The following is a 20,681-nucleotide window of genomic DNA, read 5'->3' as shown; positions in this document are numbered from 1 at the left end:
CAATGATGGTGGCGGCATAATCGAGGCGGAAATCCACTTAACGAAACGCCCGAAACTGTGCAGACAAACCGAACCACCTCTGAAACGGTCTGTTGCTGGGATTGTCCGAGTGTCCCGATCCGGCCCCAATAGCGCATGACACACCATTCACCGAACAGATTGGGTTGAACCGACAAAGTGTAGAAGCGACGCATGTTGTTGTGCGGTTCGATCTTATGAAAATGTATCGGAAACGAATTCTGGTTCGACATGCACCCAGAATCCGATATTCAAGCGAGAACGTCCAACGCATTCTATGAATCGATCCGGGCTGTCCGATTCATGTCGCTGATGTAATCGTAGCAGAGTGAGGGTAGTGTAGGGAGTTTATCGCGTTTGATAAGTTATTGGCACGTAAAGCGCCTGCCAGAAATTCGATTATCATGCAGAAACTTTGTCTGCCGCGATCCAGTTCCCCGTTAGACGGCGAAGACGGATGCGGACAATTGGTATCAAATTCTTTCACTCACGGTGAACTCCACTATTTCCTGTTACGTTTCGTTATTTCAGTGACCGTCTACAGATGTCGGCACGGCGGCGCAGCGGATTCTCCAAATCTTTAGAGACGGTCTTCACCTCGTTGATTCGCGATTCAGCCATTCGCGAAGTTCGGCGTCAGCGCGTTCCAGCCCATTATAATTAAGAAGCTTCCGCAGCAATGCAACCGTAACCGCGCGTGCGCGCAAATTGAAATGGCTTTCGTTCGGGTCTGCTTTTTCCTGATAGACGCCAAGCTTGTCATAAAGCTGCTGCAAGCGGTTCTGAACGCTTCTCAAGGAGAGATTTCTCCGCCGGGCAATAACCCGGTCCGTAAGCCCAAGCGCTATATCGACGAGAATCTCATATTCGGCTTCACTAAAACCGCGAAGATGGCCCTGGCTTTTTTGTTGAAGGCCCCGCACTTCGCGGTCAATTACACATTGCGCCTCAACGAAAATACTGCGCAGCGCCAATCGAAGCTTATCATCGGATGCCGATTTCAGTACATAGCCATAGGCTGCGCCCTCGGGTACAATTCTGGAAACACCGCGTACATAGGCCTCATCCGCATAGTTGGACCAGAATAGAATCCGGGTTTCCGGGTTTTCCTTCCAGATGGTTCGCGCAGCTTCGATGCCGTTACGCTCGTCCATCTGAAGATCCATCACAATATGGGCGCTGCGATATTGCCGGGCGAGCTTTTCACCCTCCAGGCCATTGGGCGCTTCATAGACCCCAACGCATTCTGGCAGGGCCGCCCGGATTGCTTCACCCAGATAAGCACGATGCAAGGGATCGTCCTCAACAATAAGAACGTCCATCTTTGCCTCCTGCTATTTTGCTATGCATAAATTTAGGCAGAGATATGCTCACGCACACGCCCCGGCCTTCCGGATTGTTACTGATTGAAAATGCCGCCGAAATAAGTCGTGCGCGCGTTCGCATATTATCAATGCCCCGTCCCTTGCGCTCTATCTGGCGGTCCATGCCGATTCCATCATCCATAATCTCGACCTGCAAACGGCCATCTCCGTTGGAAAGCCGCACCCGCACTTCCTCTGCATGCGCATGGCGAATGGCATTGTTGATTGCTTCCTGCACGATACGGAAAAGTGAAGTCTCCACCGTGCCCTTCAACCCATCCACCAGACCGCCACTACGATCTTCGAGCACCCATTCAATCATCGAGCCGCTATCCTGAACGGATCGAACAAGATGATTTTCCGCTGCCTGGACAAAACCAAAAAGCTGGAGAACCGACGGCTTTGCCTCTTCAATGATCTGGCGAAGATCATGCATGCAATTCTGAAGTCCGCGAAAGAGCGGTTCCAACTGCTCACCCGTAAGATCGGGACTACGGGTCAGGCGCTCCACATGACGCGCCAACCGTGTCAGATCAGCCAGGGTCTGGTCATGAAGATCCATTCCGATGCGCTGCCGCTCCATTTCCAAAGCTTCCGTCAGCTTCAACGCCCCTAAGCGCAACCCCTCCTCGCGGGCATTGGCTTCCGCCTCGACAACGGCTGATTGCTTGGCCTGCTCCGTCGCACGGATTGCATAGAAATAGGGCGCGAGCAGATCCGCGACCGATTGTGCATTACGAATATCCTGCATCGTATAACGGGCTGCGTGAAGGCTGGAGCAGCTCAGCGCGCCAATAATGGCTCCTTGCGCTTTGAGTGGAACATGCAATCGTGATTTCAGACCATGTTCGAGAATGGGAGTGGAAAACGAGCCTTCGAAATGAAAGCGCCCGTCTGAACATGCATTATCTGTCAGCAGATAATCGACTTCACCCGATAGAAGCGAGCGAATGGGACTGCCAGACAAAAGCGCCGGAGGATTTTTACTCCAGGCGGTTTCAATTCCGCTTTCATAAGCAATATGAAATTTGCCGTCCACCATCTTGATACAGACATCAAGATGATCATAAGGCAGAATATAGTTTATCTCTGCCGCTACCGCCTGAATGATGGAATCGAAATCGAGTTGACCGGCGAGCAATCTCGAAATATTGAGATAATGCTCCAGAAGCCGCTCGGCAGCCAGTTCCGATCTTCGTTCGGGAACGCGTTCAAGCAAGTGTATCTCCTCCCAAAACGCGAACTGCTTTCTTTTAATATGCTATTTCCCTCACAAGGCGTCTTGCGGTTTCCCGCAATTTTGTTGCGGCAATCCGCAGCCTAATTGCTTCGATCAGCCTTCCCTCAATAGCATATTTATTTCATTCTTGTTCAACCAGAAATTTTGCAGAAACTGTCTGTGTCTTTGCGATGGCAAAGCTTTTGCAAGATTTACGCGAAGCAACACATTGGGAATGTTTCGCCAAACTGGGGGTCGCCAGAAAGCGGCCGTGTGGGAGGTTACGCACATAGATTGAACAGTTCCGAAGCATTCACCATGCATAAGAACTTAAATAGTGCACATGGGAGGATTAGATGCAGCTTGGAAAGATTCTTTTCGCATCCGTCGCGCTGGCAGGCGTAATGGCAGCAGGCGGCGCTTTTGCCGATACATCATCAAAGAAAATCGCATTTTCAAATAATTATGCCGGCAATTCATGGCGTCAGGCGATGCTCGAAAGCTGGGATAAGGTGACAAAGGAAGCGGTCAGTTCCGGCATCGTCGCCGCTGCCGATGCTTTCACCACGGCTGAAAATCAGGCAACCGAGCAGGCCGCGCAGATCCAGAATATGATCCTGCAAGGCTATGACGCAATCGTCATCAATGCAGCTTCCCCGACAGCGCTCAATGGTGCAGTCAAGGAAGCCTGTGATGCCGGCATAACGGTGGTATCCTTCGATGGTATCGTAACCGAGCCATGTGCCTGGCGCATTGAAGTCGACTTCAAGGCAATGGGTGAAGGCCAGATCGACTATCTCGCAAAACGTTTGCCGGAAGGCGGAAACCTGCTGGAAATCCGTGGTCTTGCCGGTGTTTCAGTAGACGACAACATTCATGCCGGCATCGAAGCCGGTGTAGCCAGGCATCCAGGTTTCAAAATCGTCGGTTCTGTCAACGGCGATTGGGCAGCGGATGTGGCGCAGCGCGCAGTGGCCGGCATTCTTCCAAGCCTGCCGAAAATTGATGCGGTTGTGACGCAGGGCGGTGACGGCTATGGCGCAGCGCAGGCTTTTGCAGCCGCCAAACGCGAGACACCGATCATCATCATGGGTAATCGTGAAGATGAGTTGCAATGGTGGAAGCAGCAAAAAGACGCAAACGGCTACGAAACCATGTCGGTTTCAATTGCGCCCGGTGTTTCCACGCTTGCATTCTGGGTCGCCCAGCAGATTCTTGACGGCCAGGAAGTCAAGAAAGACCTCGTTGTTCCATTTTTGAGCATCAGCCAGGATACGCTTGAGGATTCGCTCACCAATACCCAGAAGGGTGGTGTGGCGAATGTCGAATATAGTCTGGAAGACGCCCAGAAGATCATCAGCGAAGCAAACTAGCTGTCCCTGAGCCAGACGGGGCGGCCAAACCGCCCCCTCCCTTTCTCCAATCATAGTTTGAGCATGGTAGAAACACCCCTGAAGCAAGAGGTCGTGGCAGCGCGGGACATCCGAATGCAGTTTGGTGCTGTCAAGGCACTGGATGGCGCTGAACTCGTGATCTACGAAGGCGAATGCGTCGGACTTGTCGGCCACAATGGCGCGGGCAAATCCACCATAGTGAATGTGATCAATGGAGGGCTCACGCCGCATGCTGGAAGCCTCTCCTATCACGGAGAAGCAGATCACGGTGTTCTGGCGGCGCGCAAGCATGGTGTTCGATGCGTATTCCAGGAATTGTCACTGTTTCCCAACCTCACGATTGCCGAAAACGTGCGCATCATGCAGCGCGACCTGAGTAGTTCCAATTGGCGCGCCAATGCTATCCGGCTGATTTCCGGCAAGCTTGATGAAATCTTCCCTAATCACAAGATCAGCGTCTGGGCGAGCGTCGACGAGTTGTCGATTGCAGAACGGCAGATGGTGGAAATCGCCATCAACTTCACCGCTCCGCAAAGCGCACCCAAACTGGTCATTCTGGACGAACCAACTTCGTCACTCGATGCAGGCATTGCGGCACAACTTATGGCTTATGTCCGGCGGTTTGTGGAATCGGGCGGCTCAGTAATCCTGATTTCACACATGCTGGGAGAAATTCTCTCCACATCCGACCGAATTGTCGTCATGAAGGATGGCAAGGTGGTTGCCAATCGCCCGGCCAAGGAGTTCACCAATCGCAGCCTCGTTGAAGCGATGGGAAGCGTCGAACGCGCCAAGGCGGAGCGGCGGCTTGCAAGCAGGCAAGACAAAGACATACCTGTTCTGTCACGCCCTGCACACGGCAAGGATTCGCAATCCTTCAAAGCATTCAAAGGCGAGATTGTCGGTCTGGCGGGACTGGCGGGCCACGGACAGACCAGAATTTTGCTCGATCTTTACTATGCCCAACGATCCAACTGGATGCCTTCGGGTGCGTGTGAAATCGCCTTTGTCCCCGGCGACCGGAGCCTTAACGGCACCTTTCCGCTCTGGAGCATTCTCCTCAATCTCACCATCAATTCGCTCAACCGCCTTTCATCCATGAAACTGGTCGATCCTGACCGCGAGGCAGCAATCGGCGAGAAATGGCAAGAGAAGATCCAGATACGCACACAGAATATGGATAATGGTATTCTGTCGCTTTCGGGCGGTAATCAGCAAAAGGTTCTTTTCGCGCGCGCCTTGGCTACAAGCGCCAACATCATTCTGATGGATGACCCCATGCGCGGCGTGGATGTGGGAACCAAGCAGGAAGTCTATGAGATTCTACGCAATGAAGTCGAGAAAGGCCGCACATTTGTCTGGTATTCGACAGAAATGGACGAGATCGAACTTTGCGACCGTGTTTATGTTTTCCGCGACGGCGCTATCGTGACCCAGCTCGAAGGCCACGACATCACCGAGAAAAACGTCCTTGCCGCATCCTTTGAGGGAGGGGCTGAATAATGCGCCTCAACTCGGCATCCATCCGCCTGCTGACTCCGATTTTCTCCCTGGTGCTGCTTCTGGCTGCTGTATTCTATATGCAGCCGCGCGCCATGAGCTATACCGGCCTGAATCTGCTCTTTAATCTTGCAGTCCCGATCGCACTGGCAACGATTGCTCAGATGCTGATCATGGCCGTCAATGATCTCGATCTATCGATGGGAACCTTTGTCAGCTTCGTGGTCTGTGTTACGGCAACCTATCTGAATACCGACCCCTTTATAGGCGTACTGATTCTGGCTGCAGCCATTGCCGTTTATGCAGCATTGGGCGCTATAATACATTTGCGAAACCTGCCCTCCATCGTGGTCACACTGGGTATGAGCTTCGTCTGGGGCGGTCTGGCTGTTCTCTTGCTGCCGTCTCCGGGAGGGCATGCACCCGATTGGGCGCGGTGGATCATGACGACCAAGCCGCCCTTTGTCCCGATGGCGATTGTCGCAAGCGTTCTGATTGCACTTATCACCCATTTTCTCATCATGCGCACTACATTTGGCGTTTTGATCCGCGGTGCCGGTGGCAATGGACGCTCCATCGAACGCGCGGGCTGGTCAATCACCGGCATAAGAGCCGCGACCTATGCGCTTGCCGCCTTTTTTGCGATCCTTGCCGGCATAGCACTTGTCGGCCTGACCACATCCGCCGATGCCAATATTGCGTTGCGCTACACGCTTCTTTCCATTGCCGGTGTTATTCTCGGCGGCGGTGAATTTGTTGGAGGACGCATTTCCCCCATCGGCGCGGTCGTCGGCGCTCTGACGCTAACCCTTGCTGGTTCTTTTCTGTCATTCATGCGAATCTCACCGGACTGGCAGATTGGAGCACAAGGCGCGATCCTCATTGCAGTACTGGCGTTACGCCTCTTCCTCAACCGCCTGGAAAAGCGGGAGAAAAAATGATGAACGCCTTTTCGGTTTTATCACAGCGCCCGTGGATCTGGTCGTTTGCCGCAACGGTTGCCGTCTGGCTCATCACCATCGTCTTTACGGGCAGTGCCGGTATCCATGGCTTGTCGCATGCAGCCTTCACCTTCGCGTCCTTTTCGGTAATCGTGGGGCTGGGACAGATGTTCGTCATCACATTGGGGCCTGGAAATATCGACCTGTCGGTGCCTGCAACCATGACGCTCGCTGCAACCATTGCGCTCAAGCTCATGGATTCGCAGGAGGGCATGATTTTTGCCGGGCTGGGTGTCGCAATTCTCATCGGCCTGGCCGTAGGCATCTGCAATTATTCGCTGATCAAGCTGTTGCGCATCCCCCCGATCATCGCCACCTTGTCACTAAGTTTTCTCGTGCAATCAACGGCTATCTGGAGTAATCGCGGACTGCGCGTAAAGCCACCTGAGAGCCTTGCGCAATTTGCGACTTCTTCCACTTTGGGAATTCCCAATGTTGCGATTATCGCCCTCATTCTGTCCGTCATCGGCTGGGTTGCGTTAAAGAAAACCATATATGGCAGATGGATATCGGCTATCGGGCAGAACCCTTTCGCCGCACGCATGGCGGGCATTCCGGTGGATGGCGCGCGCTTCGTCACCTATATTATTTGCGCAATGCTGGCGGCCCTTTGCGGATTTCTACTGGCCTGTTTCTCAGGCGGCGCGGCGCTCAACATGGGCGCGGAATATCTCCTGATGTCCATAGCGGTCGTCATCATCGGCGGCACAGCGGTGGCAGGCGGCGATTCCAATGTTCCCGGCATATGGGGTGCAGCCCTGTTCATGTTTCTCATTGTCTCAATGCTCAACACCTATGGCTTTGGCGCAGGCGTGCGCCTGGTTCTGACAGGCCTCACCATCATTGCGGTGATCCTGCTTGCCAGCAGCCGCAGGGCAAAACGTTAAACTTGTTCCCGGAGTCGACTCCTTGTCCCATAGAAATACGATCTACGAAATCCATGACGAGCGCTTCCGGCAAATGATTGTGCCAAGCGCCGACCTCGATGAACTTTACACCGGCTGCCGCTGGGCCGAAGGGCCGGTCTGGTTTAACGATCACGGATGCCTGTTGTGGAGCGATATTCCCAACCAGCGTATCTTACGCTGGGTAGCTGAGGGTGGGGTGTCGGTCTACCGCGCACCGTCCAATTTCGCCAATGGCAATACGCGTGACCGCGAAGGGCGCCTGATTACCTGTGAACATGGCGGACGGAGCGTCACCCGCACTGAAGTAGACGGTAGCATCACCATCCTTGCCGACAGCTTCAATGGCAAGAAACTCAATGCACCCAATGATGTTATTGTCCGTTCGGATGGCACGATCTGGTTTACCGATCCCACTTATGGCATATTAGCCGATTATGAAGGCTACAAGGCCGAACCCGAACAGCCCACCCGCAACGTCTATCGTCTTGATCCAGCCAGCGGTGAACTTACAGCGGTCATCACGGATTTTCAGCAGCCTAATGGCCTTGCTTTCTCGCCCGACGAAAAGAAACTGTTCGTGGCCGACAGTGCCTATAGCCATGCCGATGATGCCCCTCGGCATATCCGCGCTTTTAGCCTATCAGCAGACGCTCGCAGCGTAAGTGGCGGTGATGTGTTCTGCACGATAGACAATGGCCTGCCCGATGGCTTCCGCTTTGACACCACCGGCAATCTCTGGACCAGCGCTGGCGACGGCGTCCATTGTTTTTCGCCGGATGGCAGCTTGCTCGGCAAAATTAAAATCCCGCAGACGGTTGCCAATGTGACCTTCGGCGGGCCGCGGCGCAATCGCCTGTTTATTGCGGCAACCAAGTCGCTATATGCGCTTTATCTCACGGTAACTGGTGCTCAAACACCATAAACAGCGGCAATCTGATATATATGCTAGAGCAAATCCATTGACGCTGAACGAAATGGTTGAGCGTCTGACTGATGAGCGTGGTGTCCAGATTGTGCGGAGTGCTTTGAACATCTGTAACCGCCGATTGTTACCGTGAATTATCAGTTGTTTTCTACATGTCTCTCGCGTGAAATATGACGAATATTGAGTTCAGCAGTGAATCAGGACCCGCGAAATAGTTGACTCTATTTAGTGGGTGAATGATGGTAAGTTTATTTAATTTTTAAATTTATCGTTGTGAATTAGTATAATTATAAAAAATAAATAATTTAAGTTGATTTATATAGTATATTACATAAGTTGTTTAATAAAAATACCTATATATGTATCCTTATTATATAGTATATATTTATTATATTATTATAAGCATATTGCAGGCGTACGGCATTTCCAACCAGAGCAGCTCAAGGGTGGACTTCTGAATATTATTGCTTATAAGAGGGGTTGCTGAATTCAGCTTTCCCTACGCGCGCGCTCTTCTTTGCGCTTCTGCGCGTTTCGGCTCTTTGTGCCGCTCACAGTTCGGTGACTTTCGTCCCAGCTATAAGAACAAGACACAGCCCCTTCTCTGGGACGCAAAAAATCGCGACGTAAAGGTCATAATGCAATATCAACAATTAGGTACGCCTCTTACACTCTTTCTTCTGTTTATTTTCTTTGGCGGGACATTTTACATTTCGCTTTCTATCGGCAAGAAGAAAGAAAATGCCGATAATTACATGACTGCCGGAAACAATGTGGGCTTGGGCATGTCCGCCGCCTCCATGACAGCAACCTGGATCTGGGCATCTTCACTCTACGCTTCGGCTACATCGGGCTACACCTATGGTGTTTCTGGCCCGATCCATTACGGTCTCTGGGGGGCGTTGATGATCCTGTTCATCTATCCCTTTGGCATGCGCATCAGAAAGCTGGCGCCTCATGCCCATAGCCTTGCCGAAATCTTGCGTGCGCGCCATGGCCAATCGAGTCAGCTCATTTTGGCCGGTTCCAACATCCTCGGAAGCCTGCTGAGCCTGACGTCAAACTTCATTGCTGGCGGGGCCTTGATCGCCATGCTATCGCCGTTGTCTTTCAGCGCTGGCATCCTGATTGTCGCAACCGGTGTATTACTCTACACCCTGTGGTCCGGACTGCGGGCGTCGATCTTGACTGACTTCATTCAGGTTTGTGCCATGCTGGGCGCGGTAGTTATCATCGTACCGGCTGTGTTCTTCTCTGCGGGCGGCACGGAAATATTTGTCACCGGGGCTATAAACCTGACATCTGAGCAGAAATCGTTCTTTTCATCCGACGCGTTTCTCAATCAGGGCGCACCCTATATTGCTGCTGTTCTGGCTTATGCTATCGGCAACCAGACCATTGCGCAGCGGCTATTTGCTGTCCGTCCGGATATGATCAAGCGCACCTTCATAACCGCGACGGTGGGCTATGGTGCGACCGTAATCGGCGTGGGCATTCTCGGTGTGATTGCACTCTATATCGGTGTCGTGCCGATGGACGGTGATACGAACAACCTTATCCCGCAGCTCGCTGCGACCTATCTGGGCAAGGGGCTGCTCTGCGTTTTCTTCATCATGGTCATTGGCTCCCTGGCGTCCACTGCGGATTCCGATCTGGCGGCCCTGTCCTCAATCATGATGGCGGACATCTATGGCCGCAATCTTTCGGGTAAAGCTCGGGCTAACCCCAAGACGATGCTGTTCATTGGGCGGTTGACCATGATCACCGCCACCGGTGCAGCATTGTTTTTCGCCAGCAACAAGTTCAACATCCTTGATCTTCTGGTTCTGGTCGGCGCCATCTGGGGGGCTCTGGTGTTCCCGGTGATCGCCAGTTTCTATTGGTCGAAGGTTACAAACAAAGCCTTCACCACATCGGTCGTTGTCGCGCTGGCCGTGTTCTTCCCGGTGCGGTTCGGCTTTATCGAGTTGAGTGGCGGCATTGCTATTGTGTCAGATATCCTGGCCGTTATTGGCGTGGGCGTTGTCGCCGGTCTGATGGCGTTTGGTTTTTTTGGTTTCAAGGTGGCGCGTGCCGCAGGCATAGTTGCGATCATCATCGTGGCACCCATCAGCATTGGCGCATTGCACGCCTACCCTGTGCTGACGGCTTCGCTTCTTGCCTATGCCATCAGCACGTTGATTTGCGTCGGGATGTCCTGGCGTAACACCGAAGAGTTCGATTTTTCGACCATCGCGAAAAAGACTGGAAACTTCGATTCCACGGTCAATATATAAGAAGGAGACTTTTATGACCCCGTTATTACTGACTGCATATGTTCTGGTATGGCCTGCTATTGTCGCTGGTGTATTGTTTTATCTGATGCGTGCATTTTTTTCAGAGTGGCGCCTTGCGCGGGCTGAAAACCGTCCGATGATCTGATCATAAAACAATGGTGGCTAATGGTTTGTGACTGGAGAAGCACCAACATAAACCATGCACCTCCAAGGGAAGTGTTTGTAACCACTATCTTCCGATCCTGAGCGAGGCCGGGTTATTGTATCCCGAGGTGCAACGTTTCGGCGGTTGCACGATCTGAAGGACTGGATCCCTCGGGTATTGTCACGTTAAGTTTCTCTGGCCGGAAAGGCTAGCTTTATAGCCAATCTGCGAGATGAAATTGCCAGACAGGCGGCCTTGAAACCTGAGATCGAACTTAGCTACACAGTGTCGAAAGCTTCAATCCCAACACGCTTGCGCGTGCGCTTGAATGCCTCAGAGGACAGACGCAAGGCGTTGGCGTAATTGCACTGGATCACCCGACAGTGCGTGAGGCCATGCACTCGCTGGCTCAATCCGGCGCACATATCGTCACCATTGCGTCTGATATCATGCATGTACCGCGCGTCGGTTATATCGGTATCGACAATCGCGCTGCGGGTCGTCTTGGCGGTTATATTCTTGGTCGTTTTCTTTGCCGCTCGACAGAAGGCAAGAGTGCGCTGTTTGCCGGTTCGCTTTCCTATCGTGGCCATGAAGAGCGTGAGATGGGCTTTCGCCGTGTTATCGCGGAGGAGTTTCCACGCCTTAGTATTGTGGAACGTATGCATCCGCTGAAGACCGCCTTGTGATGCCTCATTGCTGTCCTGATTATAGGTCGTATGAGCAGCGATACGACTTATAATGAATTGAACGTACTTGAGATTGTAGGCACAGGTCGACGCCGCCGTTTCAGCGCGACAGCGAAACGGCAGATTGTTGAAGAGAGCTATAGCTGCGGGGACAGCGTTACGACCGTGGCTCGTCGCCACGGTTTATTTCCAGCGCAATTATTTTCATGGCGCAAACTGGCGCGTGAAGGTGCTTTTGGGGTTTGGCATGGAGAAAATTCAGCGACGGGTTTTATCCCGGTGCGCATAGAGGAGACCGCGCCTCAATGTCAGTCCGCTCCACAGGATCCTTGCCGTGGGCAATTTGAGATTATCTGCGCGAATGGTCGCCGGGTTATTGTCGATCATGGCGTGAATATAGATATTCTGGTTCGCCTTAGCCGCGACAGGTGTCTTGCCGGTCTTACCGCAGCTAAGTTTACGATGCCTGCATCACTCATCACTGATGTATTTTAGCGACGCTGAGAGCCTTGGGTCATGCCCCATTTTTGCAACAGCCAGCAGGTTTTCATTTGACGGGTATCGATTGAAGCAGCACTATTCATTCGGTTGAGCAATAAGCAGCGGGGTGCACAATGGACCGCTATGGTGGGGTTCCTACTCGTAATCGGCCGTTAAACACGTCGCAAACCAAATGGCCAACTCTTGCAGTGTTAGCCGGGACAAGCGCTGTATTTTATTTCGCCAAAGATGTTTTTCTGCCCTTCGCCATTGCGGTTTTGCTGACATTCACGCTCGCTCCGATCGTGGCCTTCTTTCGACGGTTGGGATTTCCCCGGCTTGTCGCAATTATTACGAGTGTTGCGGGCAGTTTCCTTATTGTTGCTGTTTTCAGCGCAATCCTGGCTTTTCAAGTAACTGAGGTCGGACAGAACATTGCGGCCTATCAATATAATATCATTGAAAAAATCAGGGCCCTGAAACAGGCCGGCACGGAGGGCGGAATCTTCAACCGCCTGAACCGGTTTGCCGATAAAATAGGGGCAGAAATCAGCAGTCCTGAAGAAAAGCCTGTTGCCTCGGACACCGGCTCTGAACCCCCAAGAAAGCCGGTGCTCGTCGAGATATTCTCGCCACACAGCCCTATCGAGACACTGGAGAACATCATTGGTCCCTTGATCAGTCCGCTGGCAACGACGGGCCTGGTTGTAGTCGTCGTCATATTCATGCTGCTCGAAAGGGAACAGCTGCGGGACCGGTTTATCCGGCTGGTCGGCTATGGCGATTTGCACCGGACGACCGAAGCCCTTCAAGAGGCTGGCCGCCGTGTTGGCCAGTATTTGCTGATGCAGCTGATGGTGAATATCGCTTACGGTATACCTTTGGGCATAGGTTTATGGCTGCTTGGCATACCTAACGCGCTGCTGTGGGGCATGCTGGCGGTTGTCTTGAGATTTGTCCCCTATATAGGCCCCGTTATTGCTGCGGTAATGCCGATCTTTCTGGCATTTGCTGTCTCACCCGGCTGGATGCTTCTTGTCTGGACGATTGCTCTTTTCGTCGTGATCGAGCTTGTCAGCAATAACGTGATCGAGCCATGGCTATATGGATCCAGAACCGGCCTGTCACCGCTCGCGATCATTGTGTCTGCAATCTTCTGGGCATGGCTATGGGGGCCGGTGGGGCTTGTCCTGTCCACGCCGTTAACCGTTTGTCTGGTCGTTTTGGGACGGCACGTACCGCAGTTCGAATTTTTCGAGATCCTGTTTGGCGACGAGCCCGTCCTTGCCCCCGAGGAACGGCTTTACCAGCGCCTACTTGCGGGTGACCCGAATGAAGCTACGGATAATGCGGAAGAAATGCTGGAGGAGAAGTTCCTGGTCGAGTATTACGGGACCGTGGCGATCCCGGCCCTTCTTATCGCACATCAAGACCGAGTGCGTGGTGCGATGAATGAAGCACAGCTCAAAGAGGTTATAAGAAGTGCCAATCTGCTTATCGACAATCTCAGGATGATCGCAAACGAGGAACTGGACAACGACGAAGACGTTACAGTCGACACGTTAACCGTCGACAGGACCGCGCTTGAACTCCCGCCTGGGGAGGACAGAACGGTCGTCTGTATTGGTGGGCATGATGCGCTGGATGATATTACCGCAGAAATGTTGGGACAGGTACTTTCGGCCCAAGGGGCACAGGCAACCGTTACAGGTCATGCGGGGTTGCTGCCAAGCCAGCTGAACACGGAAGCCGTCATGCAGGCATCGTCGGTGGTCGTCTGCTACCTGGATATGGATGCAGCGGTGCGCGGCAGATTCTCCATCCGGCGATTGAAGCGCCTCAATCCCGATGCTCTCATCGGTGTAGCGATATGGTCGCTCGACAACGCAATTTCACCTGAAGAGGGGGAAGACATTGCGGCAAGAATACCGTCAGACTTTCTCTCGTCCCGGATCGCCGATGTTGTTATCAACTGTCTGTCCGATGCGAAGCCCACCCCGCTTCGCCCTGCACAGCCCGTGGGCGTCAAACGACTGCCATCCAAAGCCTAGCTGGGCGGTGATGTCGAAGAAGGAGGCTTACAAAGCAGCCTGAGATTTTCTGGCGCACCACAAACGCGCCGCACAAGTTGCAAGGTATGCGCCGTCTACGTCCCATTGATTTTGGGTTTGCGCTTGAACTTTTGAGTGTCACCAAAGCCGTTCAGACGTACAGGTGACGTTTCATCCCCACTTCGAGGCTATGATCATGAAACACGAAATCATTGAAGTCCCTATCATTTCCGATGCCATTCGCGAACTCGGGGCACCGACTTCGGCTTTGACGCGGGTCGGCGGGCTGCTTTACACCTGCGGGATGCCGCCGATCGACCTCAAGACGGGCAAGATCGTCAGGGGAGACATGACCGCCCAGGCCCGCGCCTGCATGGAGGCGCTTTCCTTCACACTTCGTCATGCCGACTCGTCCTTCGACAACGTCTTCAAATCGCTGGTTTTTATTACCGACAACGATTTTGCCGCCGAGATGAACGTGGTCTATCGCGACTATTTTCCGAACGGTTTTCCGGCCCGCAGTTGCGTGGCGATCAAGCCGTGGGCGCATTTCGACATCGAAATAGAGTGCATCGCGACCACGGGATAAGGCGGTTTGCGCACAGGAAATCACGCGTGCGCGCATAAGTGGATGCAATGTTTATCATTGAGTCCGGCTATTTGCGTCACGTCGATTATGGTCGCCTTATGTGCCAGAATAAACGCAACAAATGAGGGAACTATGAAACTGGGCATATCAAAAATTTCACGCGGTCTAGCCGCTACGGTGATCGCTGGCATGGTCGGTCTTTCCGCCCATTCGGCTGCCCTGGCTGAGACGACGATCCGCCTCGGCCACGTTCTTGCGGATACGCACAGCTGGAATAAGGCCTCGGTAGATTTCGCGAAAGACATCGCTGAGAAGACGGAAGGCCGCGTCAAGATCGAGATCTACCCCTCCGGCCAGCTCGGCACGGAGAAGGAAGTCATCGAAGGCATGCAGATCGGCACCATTCAGGGTGGTCTTATCGGCAGCGGCTCCTTCCAGTTCGTCGAACCGAAGTTCGGCATCATCGAGATGCCCTATGCCTGGACCAGCCGCGAACAGGCTTTCGCTGCGCTCGACGGCAAGCTCGGCACGACGCTTGCCGATCTCCTGCGCCCGAAGGGCATCGAGGTTCTCGCCTGGTGGGAAAACGGTTTCCGCAACATCACCAACAACAAGCATCCGATCGTCAAGCCGGCTGATCTGGCCGGCATCAAGATCCGCGTCACGCCGGACAAGGTGCGCCTTGCAACCTTCGAAGCGCTCGGTGCGCAGCCGGCTCCGCTGGCATTCGGCGAACTCTATTCGGCTCTACAGCAGGGCGTGTTCGACGCACAGGAAAACCCGCTCTCGATCATCGACGCATCCTCCTTCTACGAAGTGCAGAAATACGTCTCGATGACCGGTCACATCTGGGGCGCCGCCTGTCTCACAGTGTCGAGCACGACCTGGGCACAGATTTCCCCTGAGGATCAGATCATCGTCAAGGAAGCCGCCGTCAAGTGGGGCAATGCACAGCGCCAGATGGTCGCCGACAACGAGGTCGCGCTGATCGAGACGCTGAAGTCGAAGGGCATGCAGTTCAACGAGGTGGACAAGCCCGCTTTCGTCGAAGCGCTAAAGCCGATCTGGGAAAACGAAAAGGACGTCTTCGGTCCCGAGCTGCTTGAAGTCATGGACAGCTATCGCAAGTAACGTGTTCGTCCCGTCCGTCTGAAGCGGGCGGGACGTTTCCGCCCGCATGGCGGGCACATCACGTTTTCTTCAAACACCAGCGAGGCTGCCATGCAAGATGTGCCGATACCGCGTTTGCGGATTTCCAATGCCATAGACAGTGTAGCTGGTGCCGTGGGCGGCCTGTTCGTTGCCACCTTCACCGCCATCATCGTCTACGTGGTTATTTGCCGATACGCCTTTTCCTTCACCCCGCGTTGGTCGGAGGAAATTCCGCGCCTGCTGCTCGTCTGGGTCACGTTCATCGGTGCCGTTTCCGCTTTCGTCCGCAACACACATCTTTGCGCCGGCCTGACGGACCTGATGATCGCACCCGGGCGGTTTCGCACCTTCCTGGCGCGCCTCGCGCGGCTGGCGTCATATCTGTTCCTGATCGTCGTGTTCTGGTCTGGGTGGCAGATAACGGGGGTGACCTGGTCGCATGAGACGACTGTGCTCAGTTGGCCCGCCGGGCTTTCCTATCTGGCGCTTCCGGTGACTGCGGCCGCTGCTTTTATCGCTCTCGTTGCCGCGGAGTTGCGCAAATGAGTCTCGCACTCCTTGTTCTTTTTGCTGTTTTCATTCTCCTGCTTTTGATCGACACGCCCATCGTGATCGCGCTTGCGCTGTCCTCAATCGCCTATCTTTTGGTCGGCGACACCCTGCCGGTGATGGTCGTCGCCCAGCGCATGGTCGCAGGCATCAACAGTTTCACGCTGCTTGCCATTCCGCTGTTCCTGCTTGCCGGCCTGCTGATGGTCCATGGCGGCCTGGCACCAAGGATTGTCAACCTGTGTGCGGCCGTCGTCGGCCAGCGCACCGGCGGTCTTGCCATCGTGATGATCGCCGCCTGCATGATGTTTGGCTCTCTTTCGGGCTCGGGCGTGGCCGACGTGGTAGCGATCGGCTCGATGATGCTGCCCGCCATGAAGGAGCGCGGCTATCATCCGGGTTTTTCAGCTGCGGGCCTTGGCTGCGCCGGCTCGCTCGGCACAGTCATCCCACCGTCGATCGTGCTGATCGTCTACGGCACGGCAACTGGCACGTCGATCGGTCAGCTCTTCATCCAATCCATCGGCCCCGGCATTCTGCTCGGTCTCGGCCTGATGGTTGTCGCCTGGTGGATTTCCCGCAAGAACGGCTGGAAGGGCGGCGAGCCGTTCAGCTGGGGGCGTCTCGGCGTGGCCCTGCGCGAATCCGTGCTTGCGCTGCTCGCGCCTGTCATCATCGTTGGCGGCATCCGCTTCGGCATCTTCACGCCGACGGAAGCGGCCGGCATCGGGGTCGCCTATGCGCTGTTTGTCGGGCTCTTCGTCTATCGCATGCTGTCGCTTTCCAAGGTCTTCAGCCTTCTGCGCGACACGACAGAAATGACCGGCTCCATCCTCATCGTCATCGCTGCCGCTTCCGTCTTCGGCTGGATTCTAACGGTCGAGCAGGTCCCTCAGCTCGTGCTCAATGCCATCACCGGTGCCACCGAAAACGCCACGATTGCGCTGATGCTGATGATGGCCGCAGTCCTCGTGCTCGGCACCTTTATGGAATCGATCGCCATCATTCTCATCCTGGCGCCGGTCTTCCTGCCGGTCCTTAGGGTCTACGAGATCGATCCGGTCTATTTCGGCGTGCTCCTGACAATCAACCTGGCGATCGGCGCCAACACGCCGCCGCTCGGTATCGATCTCATGGCGGCGTGCCGCACCGGAGGTATACCTATGTCGGCTTCCTTCCGCTACCTGCTGCCGTTCATCGGCGTCATGACGCTCATCATGTTCCTGCTGGTTCTCTTCCCCGGCCTGATGACGCTGATGTCCTTCGGTATGTAAAGCCCTTCGTCTGCAATCGTATCTGAAAGGTGAACCATGTTGTTCGCACAGAATACCCGCGTTAATATCGATCGTTTCTGGTCGACGATCGAAAGCTCCGCCCAGATCGGCGAGGGGCGCCCCGGCGGCCTCGCCCGCCTCACGCTCACAGACGACGATCGCCGGATGCGCGACATGTTCGTCAGCTGGTGCCGGGATGCGGGGCTCAGCGTTGAGATCGACGAACTCGGCAACATCTTTGGTCGACGCGAGGGGACAGATCCTTCGCTTCCGCCCATCCTGATCGGCAGCCATCTCGACACGCAGATCAACGGTGGCCGCTTTGACGGCATCGCCGGCGTGCTCGCCGGGCTCGAAGTCATCCGCACGCTGAATGATGCCGGCCACATCACCCGCCGGCCCATCGTCGTCGTCGACTGGACGAACGAGGAAGGCGCGCGCTTTTCTCCGCCGATGGTCGCTTCCGGCTGTTTTGTCGGGGCCTATGACGTCGATTGGGTGAAGGACCTGATCTCCGACGACGGCGCACGGTTTGGCGCCGAGCTTGCACGCATCGGCTACGATGGCAACAAGCCCTGCCGGGCCGGCGAAATCGATGCCTATTATGAGCTGCATATCGAGCAGGGGCCGATCCTCGACCTCGAAAAGCGTGATATCGGCGTGGTGACGGGCGGATATCCGAGCTACGGCATGCGGGTGCGCTTCACCGGCAAGACGGCCCATACCGGCCCGACGCCGATGGACCTTCGCCGCAATGCGCTGGTCGCCGGCGCGCGCTGGCTGACGGCGGTGGACGATATCGGCTGGGATTTTGCCGTCGGCGACGGCAAGGCAACGGGCGCAAGGCTTGCCGCGTGGCCGAACAAGCCCGGCATCCTGTCCGACACTGCCCAGGCGATCTGCGATGTTCGTCATCCCGATCCCGCCACGGCCCGGGTCATGGGCGAGAAGATGCGCCGCGCGGTCTTCGAAAGCGCGGCCCGCGCCGGCTGTGATGCGGTCATCGAGGACGAATGGTTCTGGGGCGGCGATATCTTCGATCAAACGTTGGTTGACGGCATTCGTGCGGAAGCGGTGCGCATGGAGTACGACTGGCGCGACATCCAGTCCCAGGCTGGCCACGATGCCTATTTCCTCGCCCGACATTGCCCGACGGCGATGATCTTCACGCCATGCAAAGGCGGCATCACGCACAACAACGAGGAAGACTGTGATCCTGACGATCTCGCACCCGGCCTCAACGTCCTGTTGCATGCCGTGGTGGCACGCGCTGACCGATAAAAGAGCGAGGGTGCCGAACAGGCACCCTCAATGCATGTCGGGATAGAGCGCGCGCAGTTCCTGCACCAGGTCGATAAAATGCTGCTCGGCACGCGAATAGGCGCCGTCGGGATGCGTGACTAGAAAGACGTCAGCGCCAAGTGGATAGCCTTTGATTTCGAGTGGCCAGAGAAGGCCATTCGCAACCTCGTCATGCACCGCCGTCAAGGGCAGGATGCCGATGCCGAGCCCGGCGACGATCATCCGGCGCACTTCCTCGAGATTGGGGCTTTGCCCGCTGATCCGTTCACCAAGCCCCAGGCTCTGGCTAAGGACCGACATGGGCTCGAGGCCCAGTCCCTCGGTGGCGCAGGTGAAGGACACGAAGGATTCCTGACGCAGTTCCCGCTTTTCCACTTCCTTTCGGCCGAAGAATGGATGTTCCGCGCCACAATAGACGCTGAATTCTTCACGAAACAACAATTCGCATGTCAGGCTGAAGACGGGGCGTGACAACAGGCAGAGCCCGATGCCGCATTTTTCTGTCTGGATTCGCTTGATCGTGTCCTGGCTGTTCTGGACTTCCATGATCCATGTGACCGACGGATAGCGCTGATGGTAGAGGCGCAGCGCCTCATTGACGAGCGGGGATTCCAGGTTCGAGATAATCTGGATGCGGACCTCGCCGAATTCTTCGATGGTCCTTTCCTGCGTGAGGTGGCCAATGCGTTCCACGGCGTGGAAAATCTCGCCGCATTCCTCGTAAACCTTCTGTCCCCGGGCCGTCAGCTCAAACTTCCGGCTGCCACGCAGCACGAGTTGGCACGCCAGCTGTTCCTCCAGCCGTTGCAGCGCCTGGCTCACCGAGGGTTGGCTCATGTTCAGTCGCGCCGCCGCCCGTGTGAGACTGCGCTCCTCGGCGATCATGAAGAACGACCGCAGGAGATTGAGATTTAGATCTGTCAGCATCAACCCAGCCTAGCGCTTAGCCCCGAAGCCGGCAATCCGGTGCGATCAGGTTCTGTCGCAAATTTTTCAGGTAACGGTCTCTGTGGTTGCCGCTCGTTTTGCAAGAGTTTTTTGACCTTTCTGGTGAGTGATCGAGTGCGCACTTCTGTTGATTGCCGCTGAGAATTGACCCGGGGGGGTGCGGATAAAAACTTGGACTGGTTTTACGTTACAATGCCAAGACTGTTTCGATATTCGATTGGGCTTCGAGCGCCAAGTGATATCTTGATCCGCTTCTCGTTGTACCATCGAATGTAGTCATCGACTTCCTTGATAAACTGCTCGAGCGTGGTGGTCTTCCAATCCCGGGGGTAGAAGAGTTCTGTTTTCAGCCTTCCGAAGAAGCCTTCGCATGCAGCGTTATCTGGGGAGCACGCCTTGCGGGACATTGAGCGTACAAGCTTTGCATCACTGATCCTCGATAGCCAACCCGGCCAGCGATAGTGTGCGCCGCGATCAGAATGCACAATTGGCCGCTCATCTGTACCTGTGACAGTTTCTATTGCGGCATCGAGCATCGTGTTGACCAATTCCGCATCTGGTTTCGTTCCGATAGACCAACTGATGACCAGACCATCGAAGCAGTCGATGATGGGTGAGAGATACACCTTGCCAGCCGGGATATGGAACTCGGTGATATCAGTTAGCCATTTCTCATTCGGCGCTGTGGCCTGGAAGTCGCGATTAATAAGGTTCTCGGGTGCCGGACTGATTTCTCCCAGATAAGAGCGGTATCGCCGCCGCTTTGGCGTGGCAACGATCAGGTTCTCCTGTTTCATCAAGCGCTGCACAACCTTCTCTGAGAGCCGAACCGAAAATTAAGTTGAGCGATTTCAGGAGTTTATGATTCTCTGTGGTTTACCAAGACTACGGAGGATC

At 54.8% G+C, this 20,681-nt stretch carries 18 protein-coding genes and 2 pseudogenes; 15 read left to right on the top strand and 5 right to left on the bottom strand.

Annotated elements, in window-relative coordinates:
* The 3 genes from DKP76_RS18145 to DKP76_RS18135 all read right to left on the bottom strand — a co-directional run.
* Positions 1–251, bottom strand: a 251-nt coding sequence (locus tag DKP76_RS18145) for a WGR domain-containing protein (protein ID WP_109708064.1), incomplete at its 3' end; no start/stop codon positions are given.
* A 360-nt stretch (positions 252–611) separates the two neighbouring features.
* Positions 612–1,340, bottom strand: a complete 729-nt coding sequence (locus tag DKP76_RS18140) for a response regulator transcription factor (RefSeq protein WP_109708061.1) — start codon at positions 1,338–1,340, stop codon at positions 612–614.
* Positions 1,321–2,601, bottom strand: a complete 1,281-nt coding sequence (locus DKP76_RS18135) for a GAF domain-containing sensor histidine kinase (protein ID WP_109708060.1) — start codon at positions 2,599–2,601, stop codon at positions 1,321–1,323. The genes DKP76_RS18140 and DKP76_RS18135 overlap by 20 nt, the downstream gene beginning before the upstream one ends.
* Positions 2,602–2,957: 356 nt before the next feature.
* Here DKP76_RS18135 and DKP76_RS18130 point away from each other — a divergent pair, with 356 nt between their 5' ends.
* From DKP76_RS18130 to DKP76_RS18065, 15 genes and pseudogenes are all read left to right on the top strand, one after another.
* A complete protein-coding gene (locus DKP76_RS18130) occupies positions 2,958–3,974 on the top strand; it encodes an ABC transporter substrate-binding protein (protein ID WP_109708059.1) in 1,017 nt (338 codons plus the stop codon).
* A 63-nt stretch (positions 3,975–4,037) separates the two neighbouring features.
* A complete protein-coding gene (locus DKP76_RS18125) occupies positions 4,038–5,498 on the top strand; it encodes a sugar ABC transporter ATP-binding protein (protein ID WP_109708058.1) in 1,461 nt (486 codons plus the stop codon).
* The gene (locus tag DKP76_RS18120; RefSeq protein ID WP_109708057.1) at positions 5,498–6,436 is read left to right on the top strand and encodes an ABC transporter permease; all 939 of its coding nucleotides are present in this window, start codon (positions 5,498–5,500) and stop codon (positions 6,434–6,436) included. The genes DKP76_RS18125 and DKP76_RS18120 overlap by 1 nt, the downstream gene beginning before the upstream one ends.
* Entirely contained in the window at positions 6,436–7,383 is a 948-nt protein-coding gene (locus tag DKP76_RS18115; protein WP_109708063.1) for an ABC transporter permease, read from the top strand. The genes DKP76_RS18120 and DKP76_RS18115 overlap by 1 nt, the downstream gene beginning before the upstream one ends.
* Before the next feature lie 73 nt (positions 7,384–7,456).
* Positions 7,457–8,326 carry an SMP-30/gluconolactonase/LRE family protein gene (locus tag DKP76_RS18110; protein ID WP_109708056.1) on the top strand — a complete coding sequence of 290 codons (870 nt, stop codon included), beginning with the start codon at positions 7,457–7,459 and terminating at the stop codon, positions 8,324–8,326.
* Between the two features lie 641 nt (positions 8,327–8,967).
* Entirely contained in the window at positions 8,968–10,605 is a 1,638-nt protein-coding gene (locus DKP76_RS18105; RefSeq protein WP_109708055.1) for a sodium:solute symporter family protein, read from the top strand.
* Between the two features lie 13 nt (positions 10,606–10,618).
* Entirely contained in the window at positions 10,619–10,750 is a 132-nt protein-coding gene (locus DKP76_RS19555; protein WP_210204489.1) for a putative transporter small subunit, read from the top strand.
* 198 nt (positions 10,751–10,948) lie between these two features.
* Positions 10,949–11,409 (top strand): annotated as a pseudogene (locus tag DKP76_RS18100) (substrate-binding domain-containing protein); the annotation flags it as partial.
* A gap of 60 nt (positions 11,410–11,469) precedes the next feature.
* Positions 11,470–11,934 carry an IS66-like element accessory protein TnpA gene (gene tnpA / locus DKP76_RS18095; protein WP_109708054.1) on the top strand — a complete coding sequence of 155 codons (465 nt, stop codon included), beginning with the start codon at positions 11,470–11,472 and terminating at the stop codon, positions 11,932–11,934.
* A 119-nt stretch (positions 11,935–12,053) separates the two neighbouring features.
* A complete protein-coding gene (locus DKP76_RS18090; RefSeq protein WP_109708053.1) occupies positions 12,054–13,970 on the top strand; it encodes an AI-2E family transporter in 1,917 nt (638 codons plus the stop codon).
* Between the two features lie 196 nt (positions 13,971–14,166).
* Positions 14,167–14,559 carry a RidA family protein gene (locus DKP76_RS18085; protein ID WP_109708062.1) on the top strand — a complete coding sequence of 131 codons (393 nt, stop codon included), beginning with the start codon at positions 14,167–14,169 and terminating at the stop codon, positions 14,557–14,559.
* 132 nt (positions 14,560–14,691) lie between these two features.
* On the top strand, positions 14,692–15,690 hold the full coding sequence (locus DKP76_RS18080) for a TRAP transporter substrate-binding protein (protein WP_109708052.1): 999 nt from the start codon (positions 14,692–14,694) through the stop codon (positions 15,688–15,690).
* Between the two features lie 90 nt (positions 15,691–15,780).
* Positions 15,781–16,257, top strand: a complete 477-nt coding sequence (locus DKP76_RS18075) for a TRAP transporter small permease (RefSeq protein ID WP_109708051.1) — start codon at positions 15,781–15,783, stop codon at positions 16,255–16,257.
* Entirely contained in the window at positions 16,254–17,534 is a 1,281-nt protein-coding gene (locus DKP76_RS18070) for a TRAP transporter large permease (protein ID WP_109708050.1), read from the top strand. The genes DKP76_RS18075 and DKP76_RS18070 overlap by 4 nt, the downstream gene beginning before the upstream one ends.
* Before the next feature lie 36 nt (positions 17,535–17,570).
* A complete protein-coding gene (locus DKP76_RS18065) occupies positions 17,571–18,815 on the top strand; it encodes a Zn-dependent hydrolase (RefSeq protein ID WP_109708049.1) in 1,245 nt (414 codons plus the stop codon).
* A gap of 27 nt (positions 18,816–18,842) precedes the next feature.
* Here DKP76_RS18065 and DKP76_RS18060 read toward each other — a convergent pair whose 3' ends face one another.
* On the bottom strand, positions 18,843–19,763 hold the full coding sequence (locus DKP76_RS18060; protein ID WP_109708048.1) for a LysR family transcriptional regulator: 921 nt from the start codon (positions 19,761–19,763) through the stop codon (positions 18,843–18,845).
* 203 nt (positions 19,764–19,966) lie between these two features.
* Positions 19,967–20,617 (bottom strand): annotated as a pseudogene (locus DKP76_RS18055) (IS3 family transposase); the annotation flags it as partial.
* Positions 20,618–20,681: the final 64 nt, after the last annotated feature.

This window comes from Falsochrobactrum shanghaiense (assembly GCF_003149535.1).
In the GTDB taxonomy this organism is placed as follows: Bacteria; Pseudomonadota; Alphaproteobacteria; order Rhizobiales; family Rhizobiaceae; genus Brucella; species Brucella shanghaiense.
Note: the sequence above shows the minus strand (reverse complement) of the source record. Positions and strands in the feature narration are given on the sequence as shown.